Source organism: Patulibacter ginsengiterrae (assembly GCF_056269115.1).
This window is the reverse complement of the sequence record NZ_JBWDOG010000001.1, coordinates 638238-665047: the sequence shown is the minus strand read 5'-3', so window position 1 is coordinate 665047 and position 26810 is coordinate 638238. Positions and strand designations below refer to the sequence as shown.

Annotated in this window: 20 protein-coding genes; 13 read left to right on the top strand and 7 right to left on the bottom strand. The window is 74.2% G+C overall.

The window, feature by feature from the left end:
• Positions 1-4: 4 nt before the first annotated feature.
• From ACVUH9_RS02865 to ACVUH9_RS02855, 3 genes are all read right to left on the bottom strand, one after another.
• Positions 5-706 carry an ATP-binding cassette domain-containing protein gene (locus ACVUH9_RS02865; protein ID WP_475753748.1) on the bottom strand — a complete coding sequence of 234 codons (702 nt, stop codon included), beginning with the start codon at positions 704-706 and terminating at the stop codon, positions 5-7.
• A gap of 421 nt (positions 707-1127) precedes the next feature.
• A complete protein-coding gene (locus ACVUH9_RS02860) occupies positions 1128-2627 on the bottom strand; it encodes a phytoene desaturase family protein (RefSeq protein ID WP_475753746.1) in 1500 nt (499 codons plus the stop codon).
• Between the two features lie 89 nt (positions 2628-2716).
• Positions 2717-3754: a GlxA family transcriptional regulator gene (locus ACVUH9_RS02855; RefSeq protein WP_475753744.1), complete on the bottom strand. Its 1038-nt coding sequence runs from the start codon at positions 3752-3754 to the stop codon at positions 2717-2719.
• Positions 3755-3856: 102 nt separating this feature from the next.
• Between ACVUH9_RS02855 and ACVUH9_RS02850 the strand changes: the two genes are divergently transcribed.
• Positions 3857-4828 (top strand): dienelactone hydrolase family protein, encoded by a 972-nt coding sequence (locus tag ACVUH9_RS02850; RefSeq protein WP_475753742.1) that lies wholly within the window; start codon positions 3857-3859, stop codon positions 4826-4828.
• Positions 4829-5222: 394 nt separating this feature from the next.
• Here ACVUH9_RS02850 and ACVUH9_RS02845 read toward each other — a convergent pair whose 3' ends face one another.
• The gene (locus tag ACVUH9_RS02845) at positions 5223-6107 is read right to left on the bottom strand and encodes an SDR family oxidoreductase (protein WP_475753741.1); all 885 of its coding nucleotides are present in this window, start codon (positions 6105-6107) and stop codon (positions 5223-5225) included.
• 444 nt (positions 6108-6551) lie between these two features.
• Here ACVUH9_RS02845 and ACVUH9_RS02840 point away from each other — a divergent pair, with 444 nt between their 5' ends.
• The 8 genes from ACVUH9_RS02840 to ACVUH9_RS02805 all read left to right on the top strand — a co-directional run bounded on the left by ACVUH9_RS02840 (position 6552) and on the right by ACVUH9_RS02805 (position 17495).
• A complete protein-coding gene (locus tag ACVUH9_RS02840) occupies positions 6552-8213 on the top strand; it encodes an ABC transporter substrate-binding protein (RefSeq protein ID WP_475753739.1) in 1662 nt (553 codons plus the stop codon).
• Between the two features lies 1 nt (position 8214).
• A complete protein-coding gene (locus ACVUH9_RS02835) occupies positions 8215-9180 on the top strand; it encodes an ABC transporter permease (protein ID WP_475753737.1) in 966 nt (321 codons plus the stop codon).
• On the top strand, positions 9177-10049 hold the full coding sequence (locus ACVUH9_RS02830) for an ABC transporter permease (RefSeq protein ID WP_475753735.1): 873 nt from the start codon (positions 9177-9179) through the stop codon (positions 10047-10049). Before ACVUH9_RS02835 ends, ACVUH9_RS02830 begins: the two co-directional genes overlap by 4 nt.
• Positions 10046-11869: an ABC transporter ATP-binding protein gene (locus ACVUH9_RS02825; RefSeq protein WP_475753733.1), complete on the top strand. Its 1824-nt coding sequence runs from the start codon at positions 10046-10048 to the stop codon at positions 11867-11869. The genes ACVUH9_RS02830 and ACVUH9_RS02825 overlap by 4 nt, the downstream gene beginning before the upstream one ends.
• A complete protein-coding gene (locus ACVUH9_RS02820) occupies positions 11866-13335 on the top strand; it encodes a dipeptidase (RefSeq protein WP_475753731.1) in 1470 nt (489 codons plus the stop codon). The genes ACVUH9_RS02825 and ACVUH9_RS02820 overlap by 4 nt, the downstream gene beginning before the upstream one ends.
• A 23-nt stretch (positions 13336-13358) precedes the next feature.
• The gene (locus ACVUH9_RS02815; RefSeq protein ID WP_475753729.1) at positions 13359-15443 is read left to right on the top strand and encodes a prolyl oligopeptidase family serine peptidase; all 2085 of its coding nucleotides are present in this window, start codon (positions 13359-13361) and stop codon (positions 15441-15443) included.
• A gap of 155 nt (positions 15444-15598) precedes the next feature.
• Positions 15599-16318, top strand: a complete 720-nt coding sequence (locus ACVUH9_RS02810; protein WP_475753727.1) for an SDR family NAD(P)-dependent oxidoreductase — start codon at positions 15599-15601, stop codon at positions 16316-16318.
• Between the two features lie 166 nt (positions 16319-16484).
• The gene (locus ACVUH9_RS02805) at positions 16485-17495 is read left to right on the top strand and encodes an aminopeptidase (protein WP_475753725.1); all 1011 of its coding nucleotides are present in this window, start codon (positions 16485-16487) and stop codon (positions 17493-17495) included.
• A gap of 446 nt (positions 17496-17941) precedes the next feature.
• Here the strand turns inward: ACVUH9_RS02805 and ACVUH9_RS02800 are convergent, their stop codons facing one another.
• Positions 17942-19105, bottom strand: a complete 1164-nt coding sequence (locus tag ACVUH9_RS02800) for a PucR family transcriptional regulator (protein ID WP_475753723.1) — start codon at positions 19103-19105, stop codon at positions 17942-17944.
• A 195-nt stretch (positions 19106-19300) separates the two neighbouring features.
• Between ACVUH9_RS02800 and ACVUH9_RS02795 the strand changes: the two genes are divergently transcribed.
• Positions 19301-19912 carry a helix-turn-helix domain-containing protein gene (locus ACVUH9_RS02795; protein ID WP_475753721.1) on the top strand — a complete coding sequence of 204 codons (612 nt, stop codon included), beginning with the start codon at positions 19301-19303 and terminating at the stop codon, positions 19910-19912.
• A 125-nt stretch (positions 19913-20037) separates the two neighbouring features.
• Here ACVUH9_RS02795 and ACVUH9_RS02790 read toward each other — a convergent pair whose 3' ends face one another.
• Positions 20038-21171: a helix-turn-helix domain-containing protein gene (locus tag ACVUH9_RS02790; RefSeq protein ID WP_475753719.1), complete on the bottom strand. Its 1134-nt coding sequence runs from the start codon at positions 21169-21171 to the stop codon at positions 20038-20040.
• Positions 21172-21270: 99 nt separating this feature from the next.
• Between ACVUH9_RS02790 and ACVUH9_RS02785 the strand changes: the two genes are divergently transcribed.
• The 3 genes from ACVUH9_RS02785 to ACVUH9_RS02775 all read left to right on the top strand — a co-directional run bounded on the left by ACVUH9_RS02785 (position 21271) and on the right by ACVUH9_RS02775 (position 25360).
• The gene (locus tag ACVUH9_RS02785; protein ID WP_475753717.1) at positions 21271-22620 is read left to right on the top strand and encodes a proline dehydrogenase family protein; all 1350 of its coding nucleotides are present in this window, start codon (positions 21271-21273) and stop codon (positions 22618-22620) included.
• Complete coding sequence (locus ACVUH9_RS02780; RefSeq protein ID WP_475753715.1) at positions 22617-24167, top strand: aldehyde dehydrogenase family protein; 1551 nt, start codon at positions 22617-22619, stop codon at positions 24165-24167. The genes ACVUH9_RS02785 and ACVUH9_RS02780 overlap by 4 nt, the downstream gene beginning before the upstream one ends.
• A gap of 221 nt (positions 24168-24388) precedes the next feature.
• Positions 24389-25360: an ornithine cyclodeaminase family protein gene (locus ACVUH9_RS02775; protein WP_475753713.1), complete on the top strand. Its 972-nt coding sequence runs from the start codon at positions 24389-24391 to the stop codon at positions 25358-25360.
• A gap of 210 nt (positions 25361-25570) precedes the next feature.
• Here ACVUH9_RS02775 and ACVUH9_RS02770 read toward each other — a convergent pair whose 3' ends face one another.
• Entirely contained in the window at positions 25571-26677 is a 1107-nt protein-coding gene (locus ACVUH9_RS02770) for a mandelate racemase/muconate lactonizing enzyme family protein (protein ID WP_475753711.1), read from the bottom strand.
• Positions 26678-26810: the final 133 nt, after the last annotated feature.

Genomic DNA, 26810 nt, shown 5'->3' with positions numbered 1-26810 from the left:
GCGATCAGCTCCTGCCGGAGGGGAAGTTGAGGACGGTCCCGGTCGGCGGGGGGCCGCCGACGAGCCGGCCGCCGCCCAGCGCCCAGATCGCGCGACACCCCTGGACGTCGGCGATGTCGGATGCCGTCACCAGGACCGACATGCCGAGATCGCTCGCGAGCAGGTGCAAGAGCTTCATCAGGTCGAGTCGTTCCAGGAGGTCGAGTCCGGCGGTGAGGTCGTCGACGAGCAGCACCCGGGGCTCCCGCACGATCGCGTGGGCGATCGAGGCCAGCCGTCGCTCGCCGTCCGAGAGGTGGTGCCACGATGCGCCGCCGACCCCGCCGATGCCGAGCTTCTGGAGCGTCTCGTTGGACCGGCGGCCGGCGGACCCGGCGCCGACCCGGTCGATCAGGGCCAGGGCCACCCAATCGTTGACGGGCAGGTCCCAGCTCGACGGCCCCTCGCGAGTCGCGACACCGATCTCGGCCAGGTAGCGGGCGGCGGCGATGTCGCGCCCGTCGAACGAGATGCGACCGGCGTCGGGCTCCTGCATCCCGGCCGCGATCTCCAGCAGCGTGGACTTCCCGGAGCCACGCGGCCCCCAGACCGCCGAGACCTCTCCGCCCTCCAGCTCCAGCGACACGTCCTTGAGCACGTCGACGGGGCGCTGTCCCCGCCAGTAGCGCTTGCTGACGGACTCGAGCGTCAGGATCGGCGGCGTCACCGCGGAGCCTGCCACGGGAGCGGACGGCAGGCCGGCGATCTCGGTGCCGAGTCGGGCACGCCGACCGACCGGCGTCGCCGCCGAGCTGCGGTGGCGCCGGAGACGAGACGCCGTGCGGCCACGGTGAGCACGGGATTGTTGGTCGTCGAGGTCATCTGCGAGGCACCGTGATGCGGAGCGAGAGCATATGTGATCGCGGTTACACACGGCGCGTTCTCGTTTCGCACAGCGAGTGCTCCGGAGCGTCGGCCACCAGCCGGATACGGACTGCCGTGATCTGGGCCGGGGCCGGCGACCGCGGATCTGGGATCCACTGTGTGCCGTCCATGAACCGCAGGACGAGCCGGAAACGCAGTCCGCTCCCGGAGCAGCGGCCGCCGCGGCCGGCTCGGCATGTCGTCGTCGGTCACCGGCGCCGCCTTCAGCGGCCGCGGCGGGCGTCCTTGAGGATCGCGCGGGCAGCGGCCTGGCCGGAGGCGAGCACGAGCGGGATCCCGCCGCCGGGGTTGGCGCTGGCCCCGGCCAGATAGAGGCCGTCGATCATCCGCGAGCGGTTGCCGAAGCGGAACGGCCCCGCCTGGCGCAGCGTCGGCTGGATGCCGAAGCCCATGCCGTGGGGCTGGTTGAAGTCGTGGGCGAAGTCCGGGGGCTGGTAGACGTGCTGGTAGTCGATCTCGACGGTCTCGTCGAGGGCGCCCCGCTGTTCCAGCTCGCCGAGGACCCGCTCGACGGCCCGTTCGCGAGCGTCCTCCCAGGACTCCGTTCGCGGGGCCCGGGGAATCAGGGCCAGGGCGTAGACCGCGGTGCGGTCGGGCGGGGCGACGCTGGGGTCGGTCTTGGTCGGCACGCAGATGTAGGCGCAGCTCGGAGGAGGGACGACGTGGTTCCCGAAGGCTCGGCGGGAGAGCTCGTCGAGCTCGACCGGCATCATGAACGTGTGGTGCGGCAGGCCGGGTAGGGCATCGGGAGACCGCAGGCCGATCAGCGCGACCTGGGCGGCAGAGGACGGGGCCATGCGCCGCAGCCGGGCGTGGAACCACGACGGCAACAGGACGGGATCGACCAGCTGGCGGTACGTGTAGAGCGCGTCGGCGTTGGAGACCACGCGATCGGCGGTGAGCGTCTCGCCGCCGGCCAGCCGAACGCCGCGGGCCCGCCCGCCCTGAACGACGATCTCCTCGACCGGGTCGCCGTAGCGGATCGTTCCGCCCAGCGCCAGGTAGACCTTGGTCATCGCCTGGCTGATCGCGTTGATCCCACCGCGGACGTGCCAGACCCCCTGCGTGGTCTCGAAGTAGGGGACCATCCCGTAGGGCGCCGGGGTGCGCGACGGGTCGGTGCCCCAGTAGAGGCTCTGGAAGGTCAGGGCGGTCCGCACGTGCGGGGTCTCGAAGTAGCGCTCGGCGAGGTCCTGGACCGAGCGGGCCGGGTTGAAGCTCCGCAGGAGGCCGGGAACGCCCGGCCCGAGCATCGCCCGGGGGCCGGCGGCGCCCTCGATGAAGAGCTGCTTGAGGGTGCGCTTGTGGCGCTCCATGTCGGCGACGTAGCGGTGGAATCCGCGGGCGTCCGCGGTGGAGAAGCGGGCGATCTCGTCGGCGGTCTGCTCGACCGACGGCTTCAGGTCGAGGTGCTCTCCGTCGCTGAACCAGGTCCGGTACAGCGGGTCCAACGCGGTCAGCTCGAGGTGCTGGTCGAGGTCCTCGCCGAAGGCGGCGAAGGTCTCGCGGAGGACCTTGGGGGTCTGGAGCATCGTGGCGCCGATGTCGAACCGATAGCCGGCGTCGGCGTGCGGCGAGTTGTAGCCGCCGGCCACCGCGCGTTTCTCGATCACGATGGTCTCGACGCCCCGGTGGGCAAGCACCGTCGCTACGGTGAGCCCGGCTAGACCGGACCCGATGATCACGACCCGACCGCTGGTCATTCCCGCCACACCCTCCGCTACACGTTCACGACACACGCAACGTCCCCGGAGCCGACCCCCCAGCCGGGCTCTGCGGACAGGCGCGTACCCTAGCCCGAATCGTGTTCCGCTGCCGACGGCGCAACGAGGGTAGGCAAACGGGGGCTCGCGTCCTCCGCGGTCCGGAACCGCGCGCGGTAGTCGGATGGGCCGACGCCGAGCACGCGGAGGAACGCCCGGCGCATCGTCTCCGGGCTGCCGAAGCCGCAGGCGGCAGCGACCGCCTCGATCGGCGCGGCGCTGCCCTCGAGTCGCTCGCGGGCGGCCTCGACGCGGACGCGCTCGACGAAGCGGGCCGGGGTGGTGCTCGTCTGCTCGGCGAAGATCCGACGCAGGTGGCGTTCGGAGACCGCCACCCGCTGGGCGAGTCGGGGGAGGCGGTGGTCGTCGGCGGGGTCGGCGACGATCGCGTCGAGCAGCCGGCGGACCGGCGAGGCGATCCCGCCCGGCAGCGCCAGTCGCTCCGAGAACTGGGACTGCCCGCCCGGCCGCCGGAGGAACATCACCGTCCAGCGGGCGACGGTCCGCGCGAGCTCGGGCCCGTGGTCCTCCTCGATCAGCGCCAGCGCCAGGTCCATCCCCGCGCTGGAGCCGGCCGAGGTCACGATCGCGCCGTCGCGGACGAAGATCCGGTCGGGGGCGACGGTCACGCGCGGGTGCCGGCGCGCGAGCTCGGCGCCGAACGCCCAGTGGGTCGTCGCGGTCCGCCCGTCGAGCAGGCCGGCCCCGGCGAGCAGGAAGGCGCCGGTGCAGACGGAGCAGGTGCGGCGGGCGCCGGCGGAGATCCGCTGCAGCGCCGGCGGCAGGCGCTCGTCGCCGACGACCTCGTCGATCCGCATCCCGCCGCCGACGATCAGGCTGTCGACGCCGCGGGGACGGACGTGGCCGAGCGCGACGTCGCCGACCAGCCGGAGACCGCCCGACCCGCGGATCGGCCGGCCGTCGGGGGTCGCGATCACCAGCTCGTAGCCGCCGCGGCCGCCGAGCGCCTGGGTCGCCGCGTCCAGCATCTCGGCCGGACCGGCGACGTTCAGCAGCTGCATCCCGTCGAAGGCGAGGAACACGACCTGGCGTCGGGCGCGGGGCACGGCCGGATCATCCCCGCGCGCGAGCGTGGCCGCAAGGCCAGGTATCCCTCGGATCCGGCCAAGGCCCGGTCGCGGGGACGCCGCCGCCGGTACGACTGCCGGATGCCGACCCCGGACACGACCGACGACACCCCGCGTACCGCAGCCGCAGCCCCGGCCGTCGAGGACGGTGCGAACCCCGCCGCCGCTGCCCCCGCCGTCGAGGATGGTGCGTGCGCCGCCGCCGAGCCCCCGACGACGGTGCGTGGCTGCGGTACGCCACCCCGCGACGTGACCGTCGACGATCCGCTCGACGACTTCGACCCGCGCGAGATCACGCTCGAGGGCGTGACCAAGGTCGTGCACGTCTCCGGCGAGGGACCGGGCGTGATCGTGATGACGGAGATGCCCGGCATCAGCCCGCACGTGGCGCGCTTCAGCCGCTGGGTCCGGGACGCCGGCTTCACCGTCTACCTGCCCTCGCTGTTCGGCCGTGACGGCGCGGTCGCCGAGGCCGAGGAGGGCGCCGAGGTCCTCCAGCGGGCCTGCATGAGCGCCGAGTTCCGGGCCTTCGCCGGCCAGGGCTCGAGCCCGGTCACCGTCTGGCTGCGCTCGCTGGCGCGGCTCGCCCACGCGCAGTCCGGTGGCCCGGGCGTCGGGGCGATCGGCATGTGCTTCACCGGCAACTTCGCGCTGACGATGATGCTCGAGCCGGCGATGCTCGCGCCGGTCCTCTCGCAGCCGTCGTTGCCGCTCGACGATCCCGCCGCGCTCGAGATCGCCCCCGACGAGCTGCAGGCCGTCCGCGAACGCCTCGATCGGGAGGACCTGACGGTGCTGGCGTACCGCTTCCGGGGCGACCGCTTCTGCCGCGCCCAGCGGTTCGCCGCCTACGCCGAGGCGCTCGGCGACCGCTTCGAGCCCCGCGAGCTGCCCGACAGCGCCGCCAATCCGGAGACCGCGCCGTTCTTCCGGGACGTGGTCGGGAGCCCGCACAGCGTGGTCACCGCGCACCTGATCGACGAGGCGGGCCAGCCGACGGTCGCCGCCCGCGACGAGATCCTCTCGTTCTTCAGGCGGCGGCTGGCCGGCTAGAGGTGCGTGCCGAGGACGTCGCTCGGTCTGCCGGGCCAGATCCGGGCCCCGAGGCGTCGCCAGACCGCGGTCTGGCGACGCGTCTGGACTCCAGAGGCCGAGTGCCCGGCCGCTTCCGGAGTCACGACGCGTCGGGCCCGACGAACCGGGGTCATCTCGCGTCGCTATCCGACGCGAGATGACCCCAGAGCAGCAGGAGCGACGCAAGCTGACTCCAGAGCGGTACGGCCTACGGTTGGTCGCTCGCCGCGCCCCAGACTCGGCCGCCCCGCCCGGCCGCCCCGCCCCGGCCCGACCCGGCCACCCCGCCCGACCCGGCCCCCGCCCCGCCCCGACCCGCCCCGGCCGGCCCCGGCGCCCGCTACCCGATCGGAACCACCTGCGGGGCGGGCACCTACGACGAGGACCCTGCCGTGACGTGGGCGAGCGCCTCCGGGTGCGCGGCGAGATAGGCGTCGAGGCCGACCGGATCACGGCCGACCAGCCGCCGGAAGTCGTTGCTGACCGCGGAGAGGCTGCCGTCGCGGATCGCCTCGTAGGAGCTGATCCAGCCGCGGACCTCCCACTCGGGCGCCCCGTAGGACGCGCGCGAGGCGAGCGCCTCCTCGTCGCTCTCGTCGTGGAAGCGGATCGGCTTGCCGCTGCGGGCGGCCATCCGCGCGGCGGCCTCGGCGAGGCTGAACGCCTCGCCGCCGGTCAGCTCGTAGCTGCGGCCGTCGTGGCCCTCGGACCGCAGCACGACGACCGCGGCGGCGGCGACGTCGTCGCGCAGGATCGGGGCGACCCGACCGTTGCCGGCGGGGCCACGGATCACCCCGTCGGCCCCGACCATCGCCGGGACGAAGTCGAGGTAGAGGCTCATCCGCAGGAAGCTGAAGGACACGCCGCAGGACCGGATGTGGGCCTCGGTCGCCCAGTGGTCCCGGGCGAGCGTGAACGTCGCCTCGGGCGCGGCGCCGAGGAACGAGATGTAGACGATCCGCTCGACCCCGGCGGCGGCCGCGGCGTCGACCGCGGTCCGGTGCTGGGCGACGCGGTCGGCCGATTCCGCCGCCGGGATCAGGAGCAGGACGTCGACTCCCTCGAGCGCGGCGGCCATCTCGTCGTAGGCGCCGTAGCGCGAGGCCTGACGCACGTCGTCCGGCGCGTCCGCCGGGAGCCGGGACGGATCCCGGACGACCAGGCGCGGTTGGATCCCCGAGCCGACCAGCCGTTCGACGACGTGGGATCCGACCGTCCCGGTGGCACCGGTGACGGCGATGAGCGGGGCGTTGGGCATGCGGGAGCTCCCTCGGGCGCGGGGCGATCGCCGCCGAGCGCGGTGGCGGCGCGGTCTCGACCAGCCTACGCCGGCGCGGCACGACCGCGGCAACGACCGGGCCCGCGGGAGCCACGGTGGGGCCTGGTCTGCCTGGGGCTCGAGCCGGCGCGGCAACGACCGGGCCCACGGGAGCCGCGGCGGGGCCTCGGCCTGCCTGGGGCTCGAGCCGACCGCGGGCGCCACGCCGGACGATGCGTACGGTGACCACAGCGGGCGTTCAACCATTGTCTGGTTCGCCGACGGAAGCGGTCGCGGCGAACTGGTCAATTGTCGGTAGTGCGCCGCTCGGGCCGCTGGCAGAGTGCCCCCATTGGTCGAGGTCAGTGGGCTCCGGACCGCTCGCTCACGGGCGGGACGACGGGACTCGCGACCTCCGGCACCGACGGGGATGGGGACAGCCTGATGTGGGAAGAACGAGAGATCTCGCGCCGAGAGGTGCTGCGGCGCCTGGGCATCGGCGGTGCGGCAGTCGCGCTACCGACGCTGCTGGCCGCCTGTGGCGGCTCGCCGAAGCCGAAGGGCACCGCGAGCAGTAGCGGCGACGCCGGCGGCCGCGGCACCGAGGCCGAGATCGACCACGTGACCTGGGCGCTGACCCACGCCGTTCCGGCGCTCGACGTGGCGACCAGCTTCGGGGCGCCGACGATCGCGGCGCTGTCGCTGGGGCTCGAGGGCCTCGTCGGCGTCGACGACGACCTCAAGCTGACGCCGCAGCTGGCCGAGCAGTGGTCGAACCCCGATCCGCTTCGCTACGTCTACCAGCTGCGCTCGGGCGTGACCTTCTGGGACGGCACGCCGCTGACCGCGGACGACGTCGTCTCCTCGCTGCGGCGGCACATCGACCCCGCCGTGACCTCGCAGCTCGGCACGTACTACACCAACGTCGCGTCGATCAAGAAGACCGGCGCCGCCGAGATCACCGTCCGGATGAAGCGGCCCGATCCGCTCTTCCAGTACATCCCGGTGATCAGCTACATCACGCCGAAGGCGCTGAACCAGAAGCTCGGCAAGCGGCTGGGCGTGGCCGGGGCGAAGATCAACACGATGGGGACCGGCGCCTTCCGGATCACCAAGTTCGGCCCCGACACCGGCCTCTCGCTCGAGCGCTACGACGGCTACTGGGGCGAGAAGCCGCGGGTCCGCGCCGCCACCGTCAAGGTGATCAGCAACGCCCGCACGTTGCTGCTGGCGCGCCGCGCCGGTGAGATCGACGGCACCTTCGAGTTGGCGCCGGAGCAGGCCAAGGACTGGCGGCGGCTGCGCGACACGGCGGTCGAGCAGGCCCCCGGGATGCGCTCGATCTTCGTCTCGTTCGACCTCAGCCAGGAGCCGTGGAACGACCTCCACGTGCGCCGGGCCGTCGCCCTCGCCAGCGATCGCGAGGGCTTCGTGAACGCGTTCCTCGGCGGCATGGGTCGCTCCGCGACCTCGATCGTGCCGCCGGAGATGTGGGCGAACGTGGCGCAGCAGCCCGAGGTCGACCGGATCTACTCCGGCCTGCGCAAGTACCCGTTCGACGTCGAGGCGGCCAAGCGCGAGCTGGCCCAGTCCGCGCACCCGAAGGGCTTCTCGGCCGAGATCGCCTTCCCCGACAACGAGCCGGCGATCGGCCGCGCGCTGGTCAGCCTCTCGGAGTCGCTGCGGCCGCTCGGGATCCGTCTGCGGGTCCGTGAGACGACCTCCGCGAAGTGGATCGGCACGATCTACGCGCACAAGGACCTCGGCCTGCAGGTGCTGCCGCTGAGCCCGGCCTACGTCGATCCCGTCAACTACCTGGTCGCGACGCTGCCGAGCGAGAAGGCGGCGCCGAACGGGCTCAACATCGCCAACTTCAAGAACGAGCGGGTCGACCGGCTGCTGCGCGAGCAGGGCAAGGTCACGGACCCGAAGCAGCGGGCGGCGGCGATCGCCGAGATCCTGACGATCATCGGCGACGAGCTGCCGTACCTGCCGCTGTGGTGGCAGGGCTCGTCGATGGCGGTCGCCGACCGCTACACGTACGAGGGCTTCAACAGCCTCTACTACATGCAGAACTGGCTCGGCAAGCTGCGTCTGCGCGCCTGAGATGACGTCCTCCGGTCTCCTGCTGTTCGTCACCCGCCGGCTCGGGGCGCTGCTCGCCTCGCTGGTGGTCGTGTCGTTCCTCGTCTTCGGGCTGCTGTTCGTGGCCCCCGGCAGCCCCGAGCAGATCCTGCTCGGGGCGCAGTCGGCGACGCCCGACGTGATCAGCGCGCTGCGCGCCAAGTACCACCTCGACGACGGCTTCCTGAGCCAGTACCTGCGGTGGCTCGGTGGGGCCGTCCAGCTCGACTTCGGTGACTCGATCCGCACCGGGCAGTCGGTCCTGGAGACCCTCCGGCCGGCGTTCGGGGTGACGATCTTCCTCGGCCTCTACGCGTTCGCGCTGGCGCTGCTCGCCGGCCTGCCGCTGGGGATCGTGGCCGCGCTGCGCAAGCGCAGCCTGGTCGACCGCGGGGTGGTCGGGCTGACGGTGATCGGGGTCAGCGCCCCGGTCTTCGTGACCGGCGTGATCCTGCTCTACGTCTTCGCGGTCCGGCTCGGCTGGTTCCCGTCCTACGGCGCGGGCGAGGGCTTCTTCGACCGGCTCTGGCACCTGACCCTGCCGGCGGCGGCGCTCGCGCTCAGCGCGATGGCGCTGCTGGTCAAGCTGACCCGCGCGGCGATGATCCGCGTGCTCGACGAGGACTACGTCGCCTTCGCCCGGGCCCGCGGCGTGCCGTGGCGGCGGCTGGTCTTCCGCCACGCGCTGCGCAACGCGGCGATCCCGGTCCTGACCGCGGCCGGGCTGGTGCTGTCGGTCGTGCTGACCGGCGCCGTGCTCGTCGAGGCGACCTTCGCCCTGCCCGGGCTCGGGTCGGCCCTGGTCGAAGCGGTGCAGACGAAGGACATCCCCGTGCTGCAGGGGCTGGTGCTCGTGATCGCGACCCTGATCATCCTCGTGAACCTGGTGGTGGACGTGCTGTACGCCCTGGTCGATCCCCGGATCCAGTTCGGGAAGGCGGCCCGATGAGCGCCGTCGTCCCGACCGCGGCCGCGCCTTCCGCGGGCCTCCGCGCACGCCGCGGCTGGCGGGTCCCGCCGCTGATCGCGCTCTGCTTCGTCGTGATCGGCGCGATCGTCGTCTGCGCGATCACCGGCACCGCGCTCGCCCCGTACCCGCCGGCCGCCCAGGACCTGAGCCTCGGCGTCCAGGGACCGATCAGCGGCCACCTGCTCGGCACCGACGACTCGGGCCGGGACATCCTCTCGCGGGTGATCGCCGGCGCCCGCGCCGCCATGATCGGGCCGCTGCTGATCGCGCTCGGCGCGGCCACCATCGGCACCCTGCTCGGCCTGCTGGCGGGCTTCCGCGGCGGCTGGACCGAGACCGCGATCATGCGTGGCGTCGACCTCGTCTACGCGCTGCCCGCGCTGCTGGTCGCGATCGTGCTGCTCGGCGTGATCGGCGGCGGCTACTACGCCGCGGTCCTGGTGCTCGTCTTCCTCAGTGCCCCGATCGACATCCGCGTGGTGCGCGGGGCCACGCTCGAGCAGCGGACGCTGCCGTACGTCGACGCCGCCCGCACGCTCGGGCTCGGCTCGTGGCGGATCATGCTCCGCCACGTCTGGCCGAACGTGATGCCGCTGGTCGTCTCGACCGCGTTTCTCAACTTCGCCTACGGCCTGGTCGCGCTCTCGGCGCTCTCGTTCCTCGGGCTCGGGGCGGGACCGGGGGAGGCGGACTGGGGCCGGATGCTCAGCGACAACCTCTCGCTGATCGAGGACAGCCCGCTGGCCGCGCTCGCGCCGGGGCTGATGCTGGTCGCGACCGCCGTCAGCGTCAACCTGGTCGGCGACTGGCTCCAGGAACTGCTGAGCGACCGGGGGCGGGCACGATGAGCGCGCTCTCGATCGAGCGGCTGCGGATCGTCAGCCGGCTCGGCGCGCAGGAGCGCGTGATCACCAGCGGGATCGACCTCCAGGTCGCGGCCGGCGAGGCCGTGGCGGTGGTCGGCGAGTCCGGCAGCGGCAAGTCGATGACCGCCCGCGCCGTGATGGGGCTGCTGCCGACCGGCGTCAGCGCCAGCGGGCGCGTCGTCTGCGGGGGCCGCGACCTGCTCGGGCTCTCCGAGCGCGAGCTGGTGAAGATCCGCGGGACCGAGATCGCCCTGATCTTCCAGGACCCGTTCACGATGCTCAACCCGCTGATGCGCTGCGGCGAGCAGATCTCCGAGCTGCTGCGGGATGGCGACGGCAAGCGCCTGAGCCGGGCCGCGCGCCGGACCGAGGCGGTCCGCCGGATCGCCGAGCTGGGGATCGAGGACGCGGCGGTCGCCGATGCCTACCCCTTCGAGCTCTCCGGCGGGATGCGTCAGCGGATCGGGATCGCCGCTGCGCTCGCCCGCGACCCCAAGGTGGTGATCGCCGACGAGCCCTCGACGGCGCTCGACGTGACGACCCAGAAGGAGATCCTCGCCCGCCTGCGGGAGATGCAGGACGCCCGCGGGATGAGCCTGGTCCTGATCACCCACGACCTGCGGGTCGCGTTCTCGACCTGCGACCGGGTCTCGGTCCTCTACGCGGGGACGGTCCTGGAGAACGCCGCCAGCCACGAGCTGGAGACGACCCCGCGGCACCCGTACTCGCTCGGCCTGCTGCTCTCGGAGCCGCCGGTCGACCGCCGCCTGGAGCGGATGACGGCGATCGAGGGCACGGTCCCGCGGGCCGACGACGTCGGCGACGGCTGCCCGTTCGCGCCCCGCTGCCGGTGGGTCGAGCCGGACTGCCTGACGGCGGCTCCCGACGCGATCGGGGAGGCCAGCGGACGCTGGACCGCCTGCGTGCGGGCCGCGGAGATCGCGGTCGAGCTGGATGCGGTCCACGCCGAGGCCGGCTCGGACACGGTCGCCGAGGAGGCGGCCGCGACCGGCACGCCACTGGTCTCCGTGATCGACGTCGAGAAGACCTATCCGGGCGGCGCCCGCAACCGCAAGGTGCAGGCGCTGGCGGAGGTCTCGATCGAGATCGGCGAGAACGAGTGCGTCGGCCTGGTCGGCGAGTCCGGCTCGGGCAAGACCACGCTCGGGCGCAGCATCGTCGGGCTCGAGTCGGTCACCGGCGGCCGGATCGTGGTCGACGGGATCGACGCGACCGACTACCGCGCGGCGAGCCCCGACGATCGCGAACGGCTGCGGCGGACGGTCCAGATGATCTTCCAGGACCCGTACTCGACGCTGAACCCGGTCCGCACGATCGGGGCCACGCTGCAGGAGGCGATCGGGGCGCGGGCCGACCGCGTCGCACGCCCTGAGCAGCGCGCGAAGGAGCTGCTGGAACGGGTCGGCCTGCCGGCCGAGTACGCCCGCCGCAAGCCGGTCGCGCTCTCCGGTGGGGAGCGGCAGCGGGTCGCGATCGCGCGAGCGCTGGCGGCGGATCCGCGGCTGATCGTCTGCGACGAGGCGGTCTCGGCGCTCGACGTGTCGGTCCAGGCGCAGATCCTCAACCTGCTCGCCGACCTGCGGCGCGAGACGGGGGTCAGCTACCTGTTCATCACCCACGACCTCGCGGTCGCGCGGCAGGTGGCCGACCGGCTCTACGTCCTCCAGCGCGGCCGGGTCGTCGAGTCCGGTCCGACCGGGCGCGTGCTCGACCGGCCGGAGGACCCCTACACCCAGACGCTCGTGGCCTCGATCCCCGGCGGCTCGGTGGCGGCCTCGTGAGCACGCCGCTGCTGGAGCACCTCGAGCGCGAGCGGCCGCGGCTGCTCGCGGAGCTGACCGAGCTGATCGGCTTCCCGAGCGTCAGCGCGCTGCCGGAGCACGCTCCGGACCTGCGGCGCTGCGCCGGCTGGCTGGCCGAGCGGCTGACGGCGATCGGGCTCGAGCACGTCGGGCTGCACGAGACGGACGGGCATCCGATCGTCTACGGCGACTGGCTGCACGCCGGGCCCCACGCGCCGACGGTCCTGATCTACGGCCACTACGACGTCCAGCCGGCCGATCCGCTCGAGCTCTGGACGACGCCGCCGTTCGAGGCCGAGGTCCGCGACGGGCGGCTCTACGGGCGCGGGGCGTCCGACGACAAGGGGATGGTCCTGATCGCGCTGCACGCGATCGAGGCGCTGCTGACGCTGGAGGGCGCGCTGCCCTGCAACGTCAAGCTGCTGATCGAGGGCGAGGAGGAGGTCCGCGCCGACCATCTCGACCGCTTCGTCGGCGAGCACGCGGAGCTGCTGGCCGCCGACGTCTTCGTCAACTCCGACAACACGATGCTCGCGCCCGGAGTGCCGGCGCTGCCGCTCGGCCTGCGCGGCCTGGTCGCGCTCGAGATCGGCGTGCGGACGGCCGAGACCGACCTCCACTCCGGGGCCTTCGGCGGCGTCGCCCCGAACGCGCTCTCGGTCCTCAGCGCGTTGCTCGCCTCGCTCCACGACGAGCAGGGACGGGTCGCGGTCGACGGCTTCTACGACGAGCTGCTGCCGGTCGACCCGCAGGACGTCGCCGCCTGGGCGGCGCTGCCGCTGGACGAGGACGAGCTGCGGCGCGAGGCCGGGCTTCCTGCGCTGGTCGGGGACCCCGACTACGGCGTCCGTGAGCGCCAGTGGTCGCGGCCGACGCTCGACCTCCACGGGATCAGCGGCGGCTTCGCGGGGACCGGCGTCAAGACCGTGATCCCGGCGGCGGCGAGCGCGAAGCTCTCCTGCCGGCTGGTGCCGGGCCAGGACGCCGACGCGATCGCCGCCCGGGTCGAGCAGCACCTGCGCCTTCGCGCCCCTGACTACGCCGAGCTGACCTGCGAGGTCCAGCTGCGGTCGCCAGCGATCCTGGTCGACGAACGGCTGCCGGCGATCGCCGCCGCCGAGGCCGCGGTCACGACCGCCTTCGGCCGTCCGCCGGTCCGCTGCCGCGCGCCATGGTCGATCCCGGTCTGCGAGATCGTCCAGCGCCACCTGGGCCTCGACCCGCTGCTGCTCGGCTTCGCGCTGCCGACCGACCGTCAGCACGCCCCCGACGAGCACCTGCTGCTGGAGACGCTGACGCCGGCGATCCACGCGACCGTCGAGCTGCTGCGCGAGCTGGCCGCGACGCCGACGGCCAGCGACGCTGGGCCGGGAGCGCCTGCCGTGCCCGGCACCGGCAGCGAGCACGGGACCACTCCGAACCCCACCAACGCCGGGACCGCGTGAGCGCCCCCACCGACGGAGACCGCATGAGCGAGAGCCCCTATCCGCCGACCCGTGTCGACGACAACACCCAGACCCTCGCCGGCCTGACCCTGGCCGACCCGTACCAGTGGCTGGAGGACGGTCAGGAACCGGACGTCCGCGCCTGGCAGGCGGAGCAGAACGCCCGCACCGTCGCCCGGCTCGAGGCCTGGCCGCACGCCGAGGCGTTGCGGACCGCGGTCGACCGCCACCCGATGCCGCGCTGGGGCGCGGTGCCGCGGTTCGCGGGCGGACGCTGGTTCCGCCGCGGCCGCCCGGCCGGTGGCGACATGGCGCTGGTCCAGATCGCCGACGCACCCCGCGGACCGTGGCGGACGCTCTTCGACCCGTCGGTCGGGGCGGGCGAGCACCCCCGCAACGTCGAGTGGCTGGCGCCCTCGCCGGACGGGACGATCGTCGCCTTCGGGGTCTCCGAGGGCGGCGACGAGCGCAACCGGATCCAGCTGCTCGACGTCGCCACCGGCGCGCCGCTGCCCGACGAGATCCCGCACGTGCTGATGGACGGCTGGGTCGGCGGCGTGCAGTGGCTGGCCGACTCCAGCGGCTTCTACTACAGCGCGCTGGACCCGGACGATCCCGCCTTCCAGAGCAACGTCGGCTTCTTCCACCGGCTCGGTCGGCCCGCGGCGACGCGGCCCGAGCCGCTGCCGCCCGAGGACGACTTCGACGGCTGGCTGGTCGTCGAGACCGACCGCGTCGGCCGCTGGGCGGTCGCGACGATGGCGCTCTGGATGACGCGCCCGCTCTACGTTCGCGACCTCGTGGCGGACGGGCCGTGGCGACCGCTCGTCCAGGGGCTGAGCGGCCACTGGATCTCGGGCGTGATCGCCGGCGACCACTACGTCGCCGTCACCGACCACGGGGCCGAGCGCGGCCGGCTGGTCGAGATCCCGCTCGACGGCGGGGGAGACCCCTCGACCTGGCGCGAGCTGGTGCCGGAGTCCGACGCGGTCCTGCGGCGGGTCCAGCTGATCGGCGACCGGCTGTACGTCGTCGAGCTGGTCGACACCTTCTCGCGGGTGCGGGTCTTCGAGCGCGACGGGCGGTTCGTCCGCGAGGTCGCGCTGCCCGGCCGCGGCGTGATCAGCCAGGACGGCTGGCACGTGCTGACCGCCCACCGGCCCGCCGCGCACCCCGACGAGTACCTGTTCGCCTTCACCACCCCGACCGAATCGTGGGCGGTCTACCGCGAGGACCCGGAGACCGGCGCGATCGAGCAGCTGGAGGCGCCCGAGGCGCGGCTCGAGGGCGCGGTCGTCGAGAGCCGCTGGGCGACCAGCAGCGACGGCGCCGAGGTCCCCTACCACCTGATCCACCTCGAGACGACGACGCTCGACCAGCCGCGCCCGACGCTGATGAGCGGCTACGGCGGCTTCAACATGCCCTGGCACCCGAAGTACGTCGGGGCGATGGCGGCGTTCGTCGAGGCCGGCGGCGTCGTCTGCCACAGCAACATCCGCGGCGGTGGCGAGCTCGGCGCGCACTGGTGGTCGGACGGCAGGATGCAGCGCAAGCAGCAGGGCTACGACGACCTCTTCGCGATCGCCGAGACGCTGATCGCCGACGGCGTCGCGACGCCGGAGACGCTGGCGATCCAGGGCACCAGCGGCGGCGGGCTGCTGGCCGGCGTCGCGCTGACCCAGCGCCCCGACCTGTGGGCGGTGGCGGTCCCGCGGGTCGCGTTCGTCGACATCCTCGGTGCCTGCGCTCGCGACCCCTACGGGCGCAACATCGTCAAGACGGAGTTCGCCTCCGACCTCGACGACCCCGACGAGATCCGGCGGCTGGCGACGTTCGCGCCCTGTGCGCTGGTCCGCGAGGGCGTCCGCTACCCGGCGGTCTTCCTCGACGCCGGCGACGTCGATCCGCGCTGCCCGCCGTGGCACGCGCGCAAGCTCGCCGCTCACCTGCAGGCGGTCGCCGGGCCCGACGATCCGCCGATCGCGCTGCGGGTCTGGGAGGACGTCGGCCACGCGATGAACAACGGCCGTGAGACCGACGTGCGCCAGAACAGCGCGTGGCTCGGGTTCGTGATGGAGCGGCTGGGGATGGTCCCGGCCGGGGCCTGAGGGGAGCCTCCAACCATTGTCTGGCGGAGCCCGCCGGCGACCCGCGCGGAACCGGTCATTTGTCGGTGGTGGGCGGTTTCGGGGGCTGCGACGGTGTGGACATGGTCGAGGTCACCCCCGGTTCCGCCACACGCGATCGCCCTGCGCCACCCGACATGAGCGTCGCCGGCCGGGTCGCGATCGTGACCGGTGCCGGCCGCGGGCTCGGCGCGACGATCGCGCGTGACCTGGCCGACGCCGGCGCGACCGTCGTCGGGGTCGACCTCGAGGGCGCCGACCTCTCGGCCGACATCGGCACCGCCGCCGGCAACGAGGCGATGGTGGCGGAGACGCTCCGCCGCCACGGCCGGCTCGACATCCTCGTCCTCAACGCCGGGGTCCAGCACGTCGCCCCGATCGGGGCGTTCGCCGAGCAGGAGTGGGACCGGCTGCAGGACGTGATGCTGAAGGGGCCGTTCCTGGCCCTGCGGAGCGCCTGGCCGGCGCTCACCGACAGCGGCGGACGGGTCGTGGTGATCTCGTCGACCTCCGGCGTCGCGGCCGAGCCGCACAAGGCCGGCTACGTCTCGGCCAAGGCGGGAGTGCTCGGGCTGGTCCGGGCCGCCGCCGTCGAGGGCGGCCCGCTCGGGATCGCCGTCAACGCGATCGCCCCCGGCTGGATGCGCACGCCGATGGCCGAGCGCCAGCTGGCCGAGGTGATCGCCAGCGGTCTCGACGAGGACGACGCGCTCGAGCGGTTCCTCGCCCGCCAGCCGATCCGGCGCTTCGTCGAGACCGAGGAGGTCGCCGCCGCGGTCCGGTTCCTCGCCAGCGGCGCGGCCTCCGGCGTGACCGGCGTCTGCCTCCCGGTCGACCTCGGCCTGCTCGCGTGGTGACGCGCCGCCGCGGTCCGTCGCGGTCGACCGTCGGCCTCCACCTGCGGCCGGTCGTCCGCCGAGACCCGCGGCCGAGCGCCCGTCGTCCTCTGCGGCCGACCGTCCGCCTTCACCTGTGACCGTCGACGACGGTCGCCGCCCACCCCGAAACCCCCAGGAGTTCCCCATGGACGCACAACTGCTCGACGAGGCCCGCACGATCATCCGTGACTTCGTGCAGCTGAAGCCGGACGAGACGATCGCGCTGGTCGCCGACAGCGAGCACCGCGCGGAGGCCGAGGCCCTGGCCGTGGCGGCCGACGCGGTCGGCGCGGCCGTGATCAGCATCGACGCCGACCAGACCGTCCGCCGGATGCTCGACAGCGGCGAGTTCTGGGTCGACCCGCCCAAGCACCTGGTGGCGGCGCTCCAGCAGGCCGACGTCAGCCTCTTCACGGTCGACGAGACCTACGCCTTCCGGCTCGACCACCGGGTCAGCAGCATCTTCGAGACCGGCCCGAACTGCTCGATCTTCAAGCTCGACGCCGGGATGGGCCGCTGGGGCCTGGAGCCGGGCGACAGCGAGGCCGTGACCCGCGACGGCAAGCGGATCGTCGCCGCGATCGACGGCCACGACCAGGTCCGGATCACGACCGCGCGCGGCACCGACCTGACCCTCTCGGTCGCCGGGCGCCCCTGCCTGCCGATCTTCCCGGTGCCCGAGCGCGGAGCGCCGTACGGGATCTCCGTTCCGCTCTGGGGCGAGTACAACTGGGCGCCGGTCGAGGGCACCGCCAACGGCACGCTGGTGATCGACGGACTGACCGAGGCCGGCCGGACGATGGGCACCGTCAGCGAGCCGGTCGTGATGACGATCGTCGACGGTCGCGTGGTCGAGGTCGCCGGCGGCGCCGACGCCGAGGACTTCCGGCGCGTGTTCGCGATCGACGAGGGCGCTGCGGTCGTCGCCGAGCTGGGCGTCGGCGGCAACCCGAAGGCGATGCTCGGCCACGAGACCGAGAAGGCGCTGCTGGGCACGATCCACATCGGCTTCGGTAGCAACCAGACCTACCCGGGCGGCCAGAACCACAGCGCCGTCCACATCGACGGCGTCGCCCGCGACGTCACGCTCGAGGTCGACGGCCAGCTCGTGATCAGCGGCGGCCAGGTCGTGGCCGGCGCGGCGGGCGCGGTCTAGCGGAACGGGCGAGCGCGGGGCGGTCGAGCGGCGGGCGGCTGGGCGGCCCCCGGGGCCGGCCGCGTTCCGGGCCGGCCGCGTTCTGGGGCCGGCCGTGCTCTGGGGCCCGGCCGTGCTCTGGGGCCGGCCGTGCTCCGGGGCCGGCCGTGCTCTGGGGCCGGCCGTGCTCCTGGGCGGCCGCGCTCCGGGAGACCGCGCTCTGGGGCGGAGCGGGAGGCGGGTGCGCGGGGCCGGCGGCCGGGTGCGGATGCCGTTGTGGACGTGGCGGCGGCGTTTGGGGTCACTTCGCGTCGGCCCGCGCGGTTCGGGGTCATTCGTCCCCGCTGGGCGACGCGAACTGACCCCGGTCCGCTGGAGCCGACGCATCGTGACCCCGCCCGACCGCCAGCCTGGGGCCGCCCGCCTCCCGGCGCCGACCCCGGCCCGCGCGCTACCGCCCCGCCCCGCTACGCCGCGATCGTGCCGTCGACGGGGTAGGTCCCGCGGAGGCGGGCGAGCCGCAGCCCGAGGTGGAGCGCGAGCCGGTCCTCGCCGCTGCGGACGTCGACCGCTGCGAGCTCCTCGATCCGCTCCAGCCGGTAGTAGAGGCTGGTGCGGTGGAGCGCGAGCTGGGAGGCAGTCGCCTTGATGTCGCCGCCGTTGTCGAGGTAGCACTCGAGGGTCTCGACCAGCGATCCCCGGCCGCCCGCCGTGAACAGCGCCTCGAGCCCGCGGTGGGCGGTCGGGGCCGTCCGGTCGGGTGCGGCGGTCAGGCTGCTGAGCAGCTGGTAGACACCGAGCTCGTCCCAACGGGCGACGGGGCGGAAGCGCTCGACCACCTGCGAGACCTGCGCTGCCTGGCGGGCCTGCTCCAGCAGCTGGCGGGCCTGGTCGGCGCGGCCGTGGCCGCTCTCGGCGACGATCAGCGACGCCTCGCCGGTGGTGGTCCGCGCGGCCCGCAGCAGCTGCTCGGAGACCGTGCGCGAGGCGGGCTCGGCGCAGACGAAGATCCCTTCGCCGTCGGCGACGACGTAGCCGCAGCGGCGCGACCGCAGCCCGCAGCGGACCTGCTCGAGCGCGGTCTCGAGCGCCCGATGGCGGCGCTCGTCGGCGGGTGCTCCGTCGGGTCCGGACGGACCGGCAGCGTGCAGCAGGTGGATGCTGATCGGACCGGCGGCGTCGAGCACCGCGTCGTGGTCGAGCCGGCGGACGGCGTCGGCCGCCTCCTCGTCGGTGCCGAGCACCAGCTGCCGCAAGGCCTGCTGGCGGAGGTCGCGCTTGCTGGTCGCGGTCCGCCGCTCCCGCAGCAGGATCGAGGCGAGCAGCGGGGTCAGGGCGTCGGCCGCCCGCAGCTGCTCGGCCGTGATCGAGTTGTCGGAGTCGATGCACCAGAGCGTGCCGAGCAGCTCGCGGTCGGCGCGGATCGGCAGGCAGACCCGGGCGAGCATGCCCAGCCGGGGGGCGGCGTCGATCCGGAACGGCCCGTCGGCGTCGCCGATCCCCCGACTGCGGAGCCAGCTGCGGACGCCGGCGGGGGCGTGGCGGGAGAGGATCGTGTCGACCCGGACTTGATCGATCGCGCCGCGCTTGCGACTGTAGGCCAGGACCTCGAAGTCCGCACCTTCCAGCACGACCTGACGATCGAGGTCGGAGGCAAGGCGATCTAGGACGGGCTCGAGTTCCGACGACAACGGGGTCTCCCTTCGCACCGCCGTGGCGGCTGAAGATAGCTGGACTTCATTCACTGTAGTCTAGCTTTCGTCCGGTGTCGAGTCCGATCGTGTCGGCCGTACCCAGGAGTCCCGTCAGTGAGCACAGGAGAGAGCGTGGAGAGCGAAGTCCGAGGGGCCGACGAGGAGACCGCCGCCGCGCCCGTCGACATCGACGCCGCCAAGCTACGCCTGGGTCGCCGCGTGCGCGAGCTGCGCAAGCTCGCGGGGCTGACGGCGGGCGACCTGGCCCGCAGCGCCGAGGTCACCCCGGCGATGGTCTCGCAGGTCGAGCGGGGGACCGTCGCTCCCTCGCTGGCCACGCTGCTGCGGCTCGCCGCCTCGCTCGGGGTCGGGGTCAACGACCTCTTCGACGCCGCCCCGACCAAGGGCCAGATCGTCCGCAAGGCGGAGCGTCGGACCGTCGACTACCCCGACATGACCGTCCGCGACCAGTGGATCTCGGCCGACCCGACCCGCAACATGCTGGTCCTCCAGTCGACGATCGGCCCGGGGGCTGGTAGCGGGCAGGAGCTGCTCCGCCACGGCTCGAAGGCGGAGTTCGTGCTGGTGCTGAGCGGCGCGATCGAGATCGTCGTCGACGGCGAGGGGATCTACCTCGAGGAGGGCGACACCGTCACCTTCTCCGGCGAGCTGCCGCACGGGTTCGTCAACCACGGCGACGTCCCTGCCGAGTTGATCTGGGTGATCACCCCGGCCAGCTACTAGGGCGGCGGCCCTGGGCCCTGGGCCCTGGCCTCGGCCTCCGCCCCGGCCTCGGCCCCGGCTTCGGCCCCGGCTTCGGCCCCGGGCCCTGGCCCGGCTCTGGCTTCGCCCCCGTCCCCGGCCCGGCCTCAGGCGCGGGCGAGCCGCCAGGTCCGCACGGCGATGTGGAGCAGCAGCAGGTCGCCGCCGTCGCGCAGGTCGAGTCCGGTCAGCTCGCCGATCCGGTCGAGTCGGCGGTAGAGGGTCGCGCGGTGGACGTGGAGCGCCCGGGCGGCAGAGGCGACGTCGCCGGCCCGGTCGAGCGTCGCCTCGAGCGCGGCCAGCAGCGCCTCGGCGTCGCGGCGGGCGAGCAGCGGGGCCAGCACCGCGGGCGGGGTCGACGGCCGTCCTTCCGCCGTCCAGGCCCGGGCGATCGGAACCCAGGCGCCGAGCTCCTCCGCCGCCGCGACCGGGCCGCGATCGGGGATCGCGGTGGCGACCGTCAGCGCGTCGATCGCGTCGCCGAGCGCGACGCGGCCGTCGGCGAGGTCGCGGGCGGTGGCGGCTCCGGCGTGGTCGGCGCCGGCCCGCCGCAGCAGGTCTCCGACCTCGCGGGCGGTGCGGCCGGGGGAGAGCCGCGCGAGCACGGTCACCCGGGTCGGCGACGGCCGCCAGACCAGGTCCCGTCGCGGCCAGCCGCGCGCCGCCCGGGTCCCGAGGTCACGGGGGTCGGCCCCGGCGTGGACCGCGGCGACGGCGACGGCGTAGCTCCCGCCCGCCGGCCAGTCCTGGTGGCGCCGCAGCTCGTCCGCCGCGACGTGGCGGGCGCCGGGGTCGCGCTCGTCGAGGACCGCCGCCAGCAGCGCGACCGTCTCGGCCTCGCTCGCCCGGTCGCGCCAGAGCAGCGACGCGACCGCGCTCGCGGAGGCCCGCAGCGTCTCCCGGTCGTGCGCGTCGAGCGGCGCCGCTCCCGGGATCACCCACAGGTAGCCGAGCAGGGCGTCGCCGTGGCGGACCGGGGCGCACGTCCGCGGGCCGATCCCGATCTCGTCGTTGGCGGGGGTGTCGACGAGGTCGCGGGCGCGGCCGACGCCGAGCGACTCCAGCCACGCCGCGGCAGCTGGTGGGCCCTCGCGAGTCAGGATCGAGGCCTGGCGGACGCGGTCGTCCGGGTCGATGTGGGCGCTGAACGAGAGCAGCCGCCAACGGCGGTCCTCGAGCGCGACGGGACGACCGATGCGGTCGGCGAGCTCGTCGATCAGGTCCTGGAGTCCGCCGGTCACCGGGCAACCCTAGCGCTTGCGACAGCTGTCGCAGGATTCGGTGGAAGATCGAGACCGTGAGCCCTGGTATCGAACGGCCGACAGGCGGATCATCGAGGCATGGCAACGATGAGCCCCGAGGTCGAGCAGCTGGAACCGGCGATCACCCGGATCGGGACCGATCTCGGTCGGTCGCTGCCGCGTCCGCGGCGGACGCCCGCCGCGGTCGCCGAGCGGCGCGTGATGGGGGCGATGATCGACGACGAGCAGCTGCGCGCCGCGCTCTTCCGCTTCGTCGACGTGCGCCCGGCCTGCCGCGACCGCCGCGACGTCGCCCGGCACCTGGCCGAGCTGCTGGCCGAGGCCGATGAATCCTGGCTCGGCCGGCGCGGCTCCGGCCTCGCGGAAGGCCGTACGACACGGGCGGTGACGGCGACGATCGCCGCTGCGGCGGTCCGCCAGATGGCCCACCGCTTCATCGTCGGCGAGGACGCGGTCTCGGCCCGCTCCGGTCTCGGCGACCTCTGGCAGCGCGGTGCCGCGGCGACCGTCGACCTGCTCGGCGAGGCGACCTTCACCGAGCACGAGGCGGACTCCTACGCCGAGCGCTGCGAGCAGACGCTCCGGACCCTCCACGCGGCGGCCGCGACGCTCCCGCCACGACCGCTGCTCGACCGCGACGCCGCCGGCCCGATCGCCCGCGTGAACCTCTCGGTCAAGGTCTCGGCGCTGACCCCGCAGCTGCGCGCCCACGCCCCCGAGCGGGGGATCGCCGGGGCCGAGCCGCGCCTGCGACGGCTGTTGCGCGTCGCCCGTGACCTCGACGCCCACCTCCACGTCGACATGGAGTCGCTCGACACCCGCGAATCGATCACCGAGCTGCTGCTGCGGCTGCTCGCCGAGCCCGAGTTCGCCGACGGCCCCCAGGCGGGGATCGTGCTCCAGGCCTACCTGACCGACTCGCCCGAGCAGCTCGAGCGGCTGCTGGCCTGGACGACCGAGGTCCCGCGCGGGGTGCCGTTCAGCATCCGCCTGGTCAAGGGCGCGTACTGGGACCACGAGCTGATCGAGGCGACCCAGCACGGCTGGCCGGTGCCGGTCTTCCGCGATCGGCGGGCCTGCGACCGCAACTTCGAGGCCCTGACCCGCCGGCTCGTCGACGCCTCGCTCGACGGCCGGGTGCGGGCGGCGATCGCCTCCCACAACCTGCGCTCGATCGCCCACGCGGCCGCCTACGCCGACGCCCGCGGGGCCGACATCGAGCACCAGGTCCTGCGCGGGCTCGGCGACGACACCCTGGCCGCGCTGCTCGCCGCCGACCGGCGGGTCCGCTGCTACTGCCCGGTCGGCGACCTCGTCGCCGGGATGGCGTACCTCGTCCGGCGGCTGCTGGAGAACACCAGCAACGACTCCTTCCTCAGCGCCCAGGCCACGGGCGTCGACCTCACAACCCTCCTGGAGGCCCCATGAGCTTCTTCAACGAGCCGGCCCTCGAGCTGCGCCGCGCCGACGTCCGCGAGCGGGCGACGGCCGCCCTGGCCGCGCTCGACGCCCGGCTTCCGCTGACCGTCCGACCGCAGACGGCGGGCGATCCCGGTGCGCCCGGCGAGGTCAGCAGCTCGGTCGACCCGAGCGATCCGACGCGTGTCGTCGCCGAGGTCCACGAGGCGACCGCGGCCGACGCCGATTCGGCCGTCGTCGCCGCCGAGCAGGCCTTCCCGGCCTGGGCGGCGCTGTCGGGGGCGGAGCGCGCGGCGATCCTCCAGCGGGCGGCCTCGCTGCTGCGGGAGCGCCGGCTCGACGCCGCTGCCGTCGCCCTCCGTGAGTGCGGCAAGCCGTGGGCGGAGGCCGACGCCGACGTCTGCGAGGCGATCGACTTCCTCGAGTACTACGCGCTCGGCGCGGCCGCGCTCGACGCCGGGCGACCGTTGATCCAGCTCCCGGGCGAGCGCAACGCGTTGCGCTACGTCGGCCGCGGGGTCGCCGCGGTGATCGCGCCGTGGAACTTCCCGCTCGCGATCGCGCTGGGGATGACCTCGGCGGCGCTGGCGACCGGCAACGCGGTGGTGCTGAAGCCGGCCGAGCAGGCCCCGGCCTGTGCCGCGCTGCTGGTCGAGGTGCTCCACGCCGCCGGCGTGCCCCGCGGCGTGGTGCAGCTGCTGCCGGGCGGCGACGACGTCGGCAAGGCCCTGGTGGCGCATCCGGGGGTGGCGACGATCGCCTTCACCGGCTCGTGCGCGGCCGGGCTCCAGATCCTCGAGCAGGCCGCGAAGGTCGTGCCCGGCCAGCGGCACCTGAAGCGGGTCGTGGCCGAGATGGGCGGCAAGAACTGCCTGATCGTCGACGCCGACGCGGACCTCGACGACGTCGTCCCCGGGATCGTCGCCTCGGCCTTCGCGTTCGCCGGCCAGAAGTGCTCGGCGGCGTCGCGGGTGATCGTCCACGAGCAGGTCGCCGACGCCCTGATCGAGCGGCTGACCGGGGCGATCGCGACCCTGCGGGTGGGGCCGCCGGAGGAGTTCGGGACCGACGTGCCGCCGGTGATCGACCGTGAGTCGCAGGAGCGGGTCGCCCGCTACGTGGCGCTCGGCGGGACCCCGGCGGCGACGGTCGCCGACCTGCCGCCGGACGGGTACTACGCGGCGCCGACCCTGTTCGTCGACCTGCCGGCGGACTCGCCGGTGGTGACCGACGAGATCTTCGGCCCGGTGGTCGCGCTGGAGCGGGTCCCGAGCATCGAGCGCGCCTGCGAGATCGTCGAGGCCTCGTCGTTCGCGCTGACTGGCGGCGTCTACTCGCGGAGCCCGCGGACGATCGCCGAGGTCGAGCGGCGGATGCCGGTCGGCAACCTCTACGTCAACCGCGACATCACCGGCGCGATGGTCGGCCGCCAGCCGTTCGGTGGCGGTCGTCTCTCCGGCACCGGCCCGAAGGCGGGCGGCCCCGACTACCTGCTCCAGTTCGTCGAGGCGCGGGCGGTCACCGAGAACACGGTCCGGCACGGGTTGGTGGTCTGAGGCGAGGCGGGCCACGCGAACCGATGCGGATTTACCGCCTATACGGCCCACAATCCGCATCAGCTGCTGCGTCGCGCCCCGCCTGCCCTCGCGCCCGCCCGCCCTCCCTCCCATGCCCTCGCGCCCGCCCGCCCACGCCCCCGCACAACGTCGGGGCGAGGCGCGGCAACCTCCGGCGAACGTCGCACGGGGGCGGGACCCGGCCGCCGTAGCCTTCGGCGATGAGCGACGGCGAGATTCCCGACGACGACTCGACCCGGAGTGCCCTCGCGATGATCGACGGCGATGCGATCCGGCGGCTGCTGTCGCCGATCGACGCGATCGACGCGCTCGAGGCGGCCCTGCGCGACGGCCTCCAGCCGGAGGACGATCCGGCCCGTGGGAACGTGCCGGCCCCGACCGGCCACCTGCTGGTGATGCCGTCCGCCTCCCCGCAGGCGGTCGCGGTCAAGCTGGCGAGCGTCGCGCCCGGCAACGCGGAGCACGGACTGCCCCGGATCCAGGGGGTCGTGGTCCTGTTCGACGACCGCACGCTGGCGCCGACGGCGATCCTCGACGCGGTCGCGCTGACGGCGCTGCGGACGGCGGCGGTCTCGGCGCTCGCGGTGCGCCGGCTCGCGGCGGCGGAGGCCCGGCGGCTGCTGGTGTTCGGCACCGGTCCCCAGGCGTGGGCCCACGTCGAGGCGATCCGCGCGGTCCGGCCGATCGACCGCGTCGACGTCGTCGCCCGGGACCACGGTCGGACCGCCGCCTTCGTCGTCCGCTGCCGGGAGGCGGGCCTCGACGCTCGCGTTGGCGAGGCCACGTCCGACGTCCCCGAGGCGGACATCGTCTGCTGCTGCACCTCGGCCCGCGAGCCGCTGTTCGACGGTCGTCTGGTCGCGGACGGCACGACCGTCGTCGCGGTCGGCTCCCACGAGCCCGCCGCGCGCGAGCTCGACGAGCAGCTGGTCGGCCGCGCGACGGTCGTCGTCGAGTCGCGCTCGTCGGCGCTGCGTGAGGCGGGAGAGATCGTCCAGGCGATCGCCGCCGGCACCTGCGCGCCCGAGGCGTTGATCCCGCTCGACCAGCTGGTCCGGGGAACGGTCGACCTGCCCGTCGACCGTCCCCGGCTGTTCAAGTCGACCGGGATGGCGTGGGAGGACGCGGTGATCGCCGCCGCGGTCCACCGGCGGGCGCTCGCGGAGGGGTAGCGAGGGACGGGAGGACACACGGGCCGAGTCGCGCCGCGGTCCGACCCCGGCGCGCGGACGGCGGGCGCGAGAACGGTCCGTGTCGGGCGAACACCACCCGAGGCCGGCTCCGGTCGGGGCTCCCGGCCGGAGTCTCGTGGTTCTCCCGCCGTCGGCCCGCGTCTCTCGCGTCGGCCCGCGTCCCTCCCGGGCCCGCGTCTCTCCCGCCGCTCAGCCGACGGTCAGCAGCGGCGCCTCGAGCCGCTCGACGTCGACCTCGATCCCAAGGCCTGGGCCGGTCGGGGCCGAGCCGAAGCCCTGGTCGGACCGGGGCTGGTAGCCGGCGACGTGCTCCTGGGTCCAGTCGTTGAAGAACGAGACGGTCAGGATCGAGCGGGACGGGGTGCTGGAGGCGAGCTGGCTGACGGCCGCGGTCACGACGTCGCCGCCCCAGGTGTCCTCGATCGTCAGCCCGATGTCGAGCCCGACCGCGAGGTCGCGGATCTGACGGGCGCGGGTCAGGCCGCCGACCTTCGACAGCTTGAGGTTGATCGCGCCGCCGCCGCCGGTGCGGACCGAGGCCAGGAGCGACTCGGCGTCGGTCACGCTCTCGTCGTAGATCATCGGCAGCGTCGTCGCCTGGCGGACCTGCACGCAGTCGGCGAAGGCCCGGCAGGGCTGCTCGAGGTGGATCGGGAGCGGCTCGAGCAGGCGCGCGGCGATCAGCGCGTCGCGCAGGCTCCAGCCGCCGTTGGCGTCGGCGACGACCAGGCCCTCGTCCCCGGTCACCTCGAGCGCCGCCGCCGTCCGGCCGGCGTCCTCGTACGGGTCGTTGCCGAGCTTCAGCTGGAAGTGGCGGGTGCCCTCGGCCCAACGGGCGGTGATGAACGCGCGGGTCGCCGCCGGCGTGTCGAGCGGGACTGCGACGTAGAGCGGGAAGCGCTCGCTGACGCGTCCGCCGAGCAGCGTCGAGACCGGGACCCCGAGCGTCCGTCCGAAGAGGTCCCAGCAGGCCATGTCGAGCGCGCTCTTGGCCGCCGGCTGGCCGAGCAGGACGGCGTCCATCCGGGCGTTGACGTGGGACAGGTTGGTCGGGTCGGCCCCGAGCAGCACGGGGGCGAGCTCGGCGATCGCGGCCCGCGCCGCTCCGGCGAACGTCGGAAGGTAGGTCCCGGCGAGCGGGCAGGTCTCGCCCCAGCCGACGAGGCCACGGGCGGTGGTGATCCGGACGAGCGTCGAGGGCTGCGAGTTCGCACTCCGCTGGCCGGACATGACGTAGGTGCCGTGGGCGTACGTCAGGTCGTAGCCGTAGACGTCGATGCGTGCGATCTCATCCATGCCCCTAGGAGTACCGGCGGATCGGGACGGTGACGACCGTCAGATGTAGGGCGTCGCGAGGGCGGCCGACGGAGGAGGAAGGCCCGGCGAGGGCCGGCCGGGATGCTGCCGGTGCACCGGAGCGAAGCGGTTG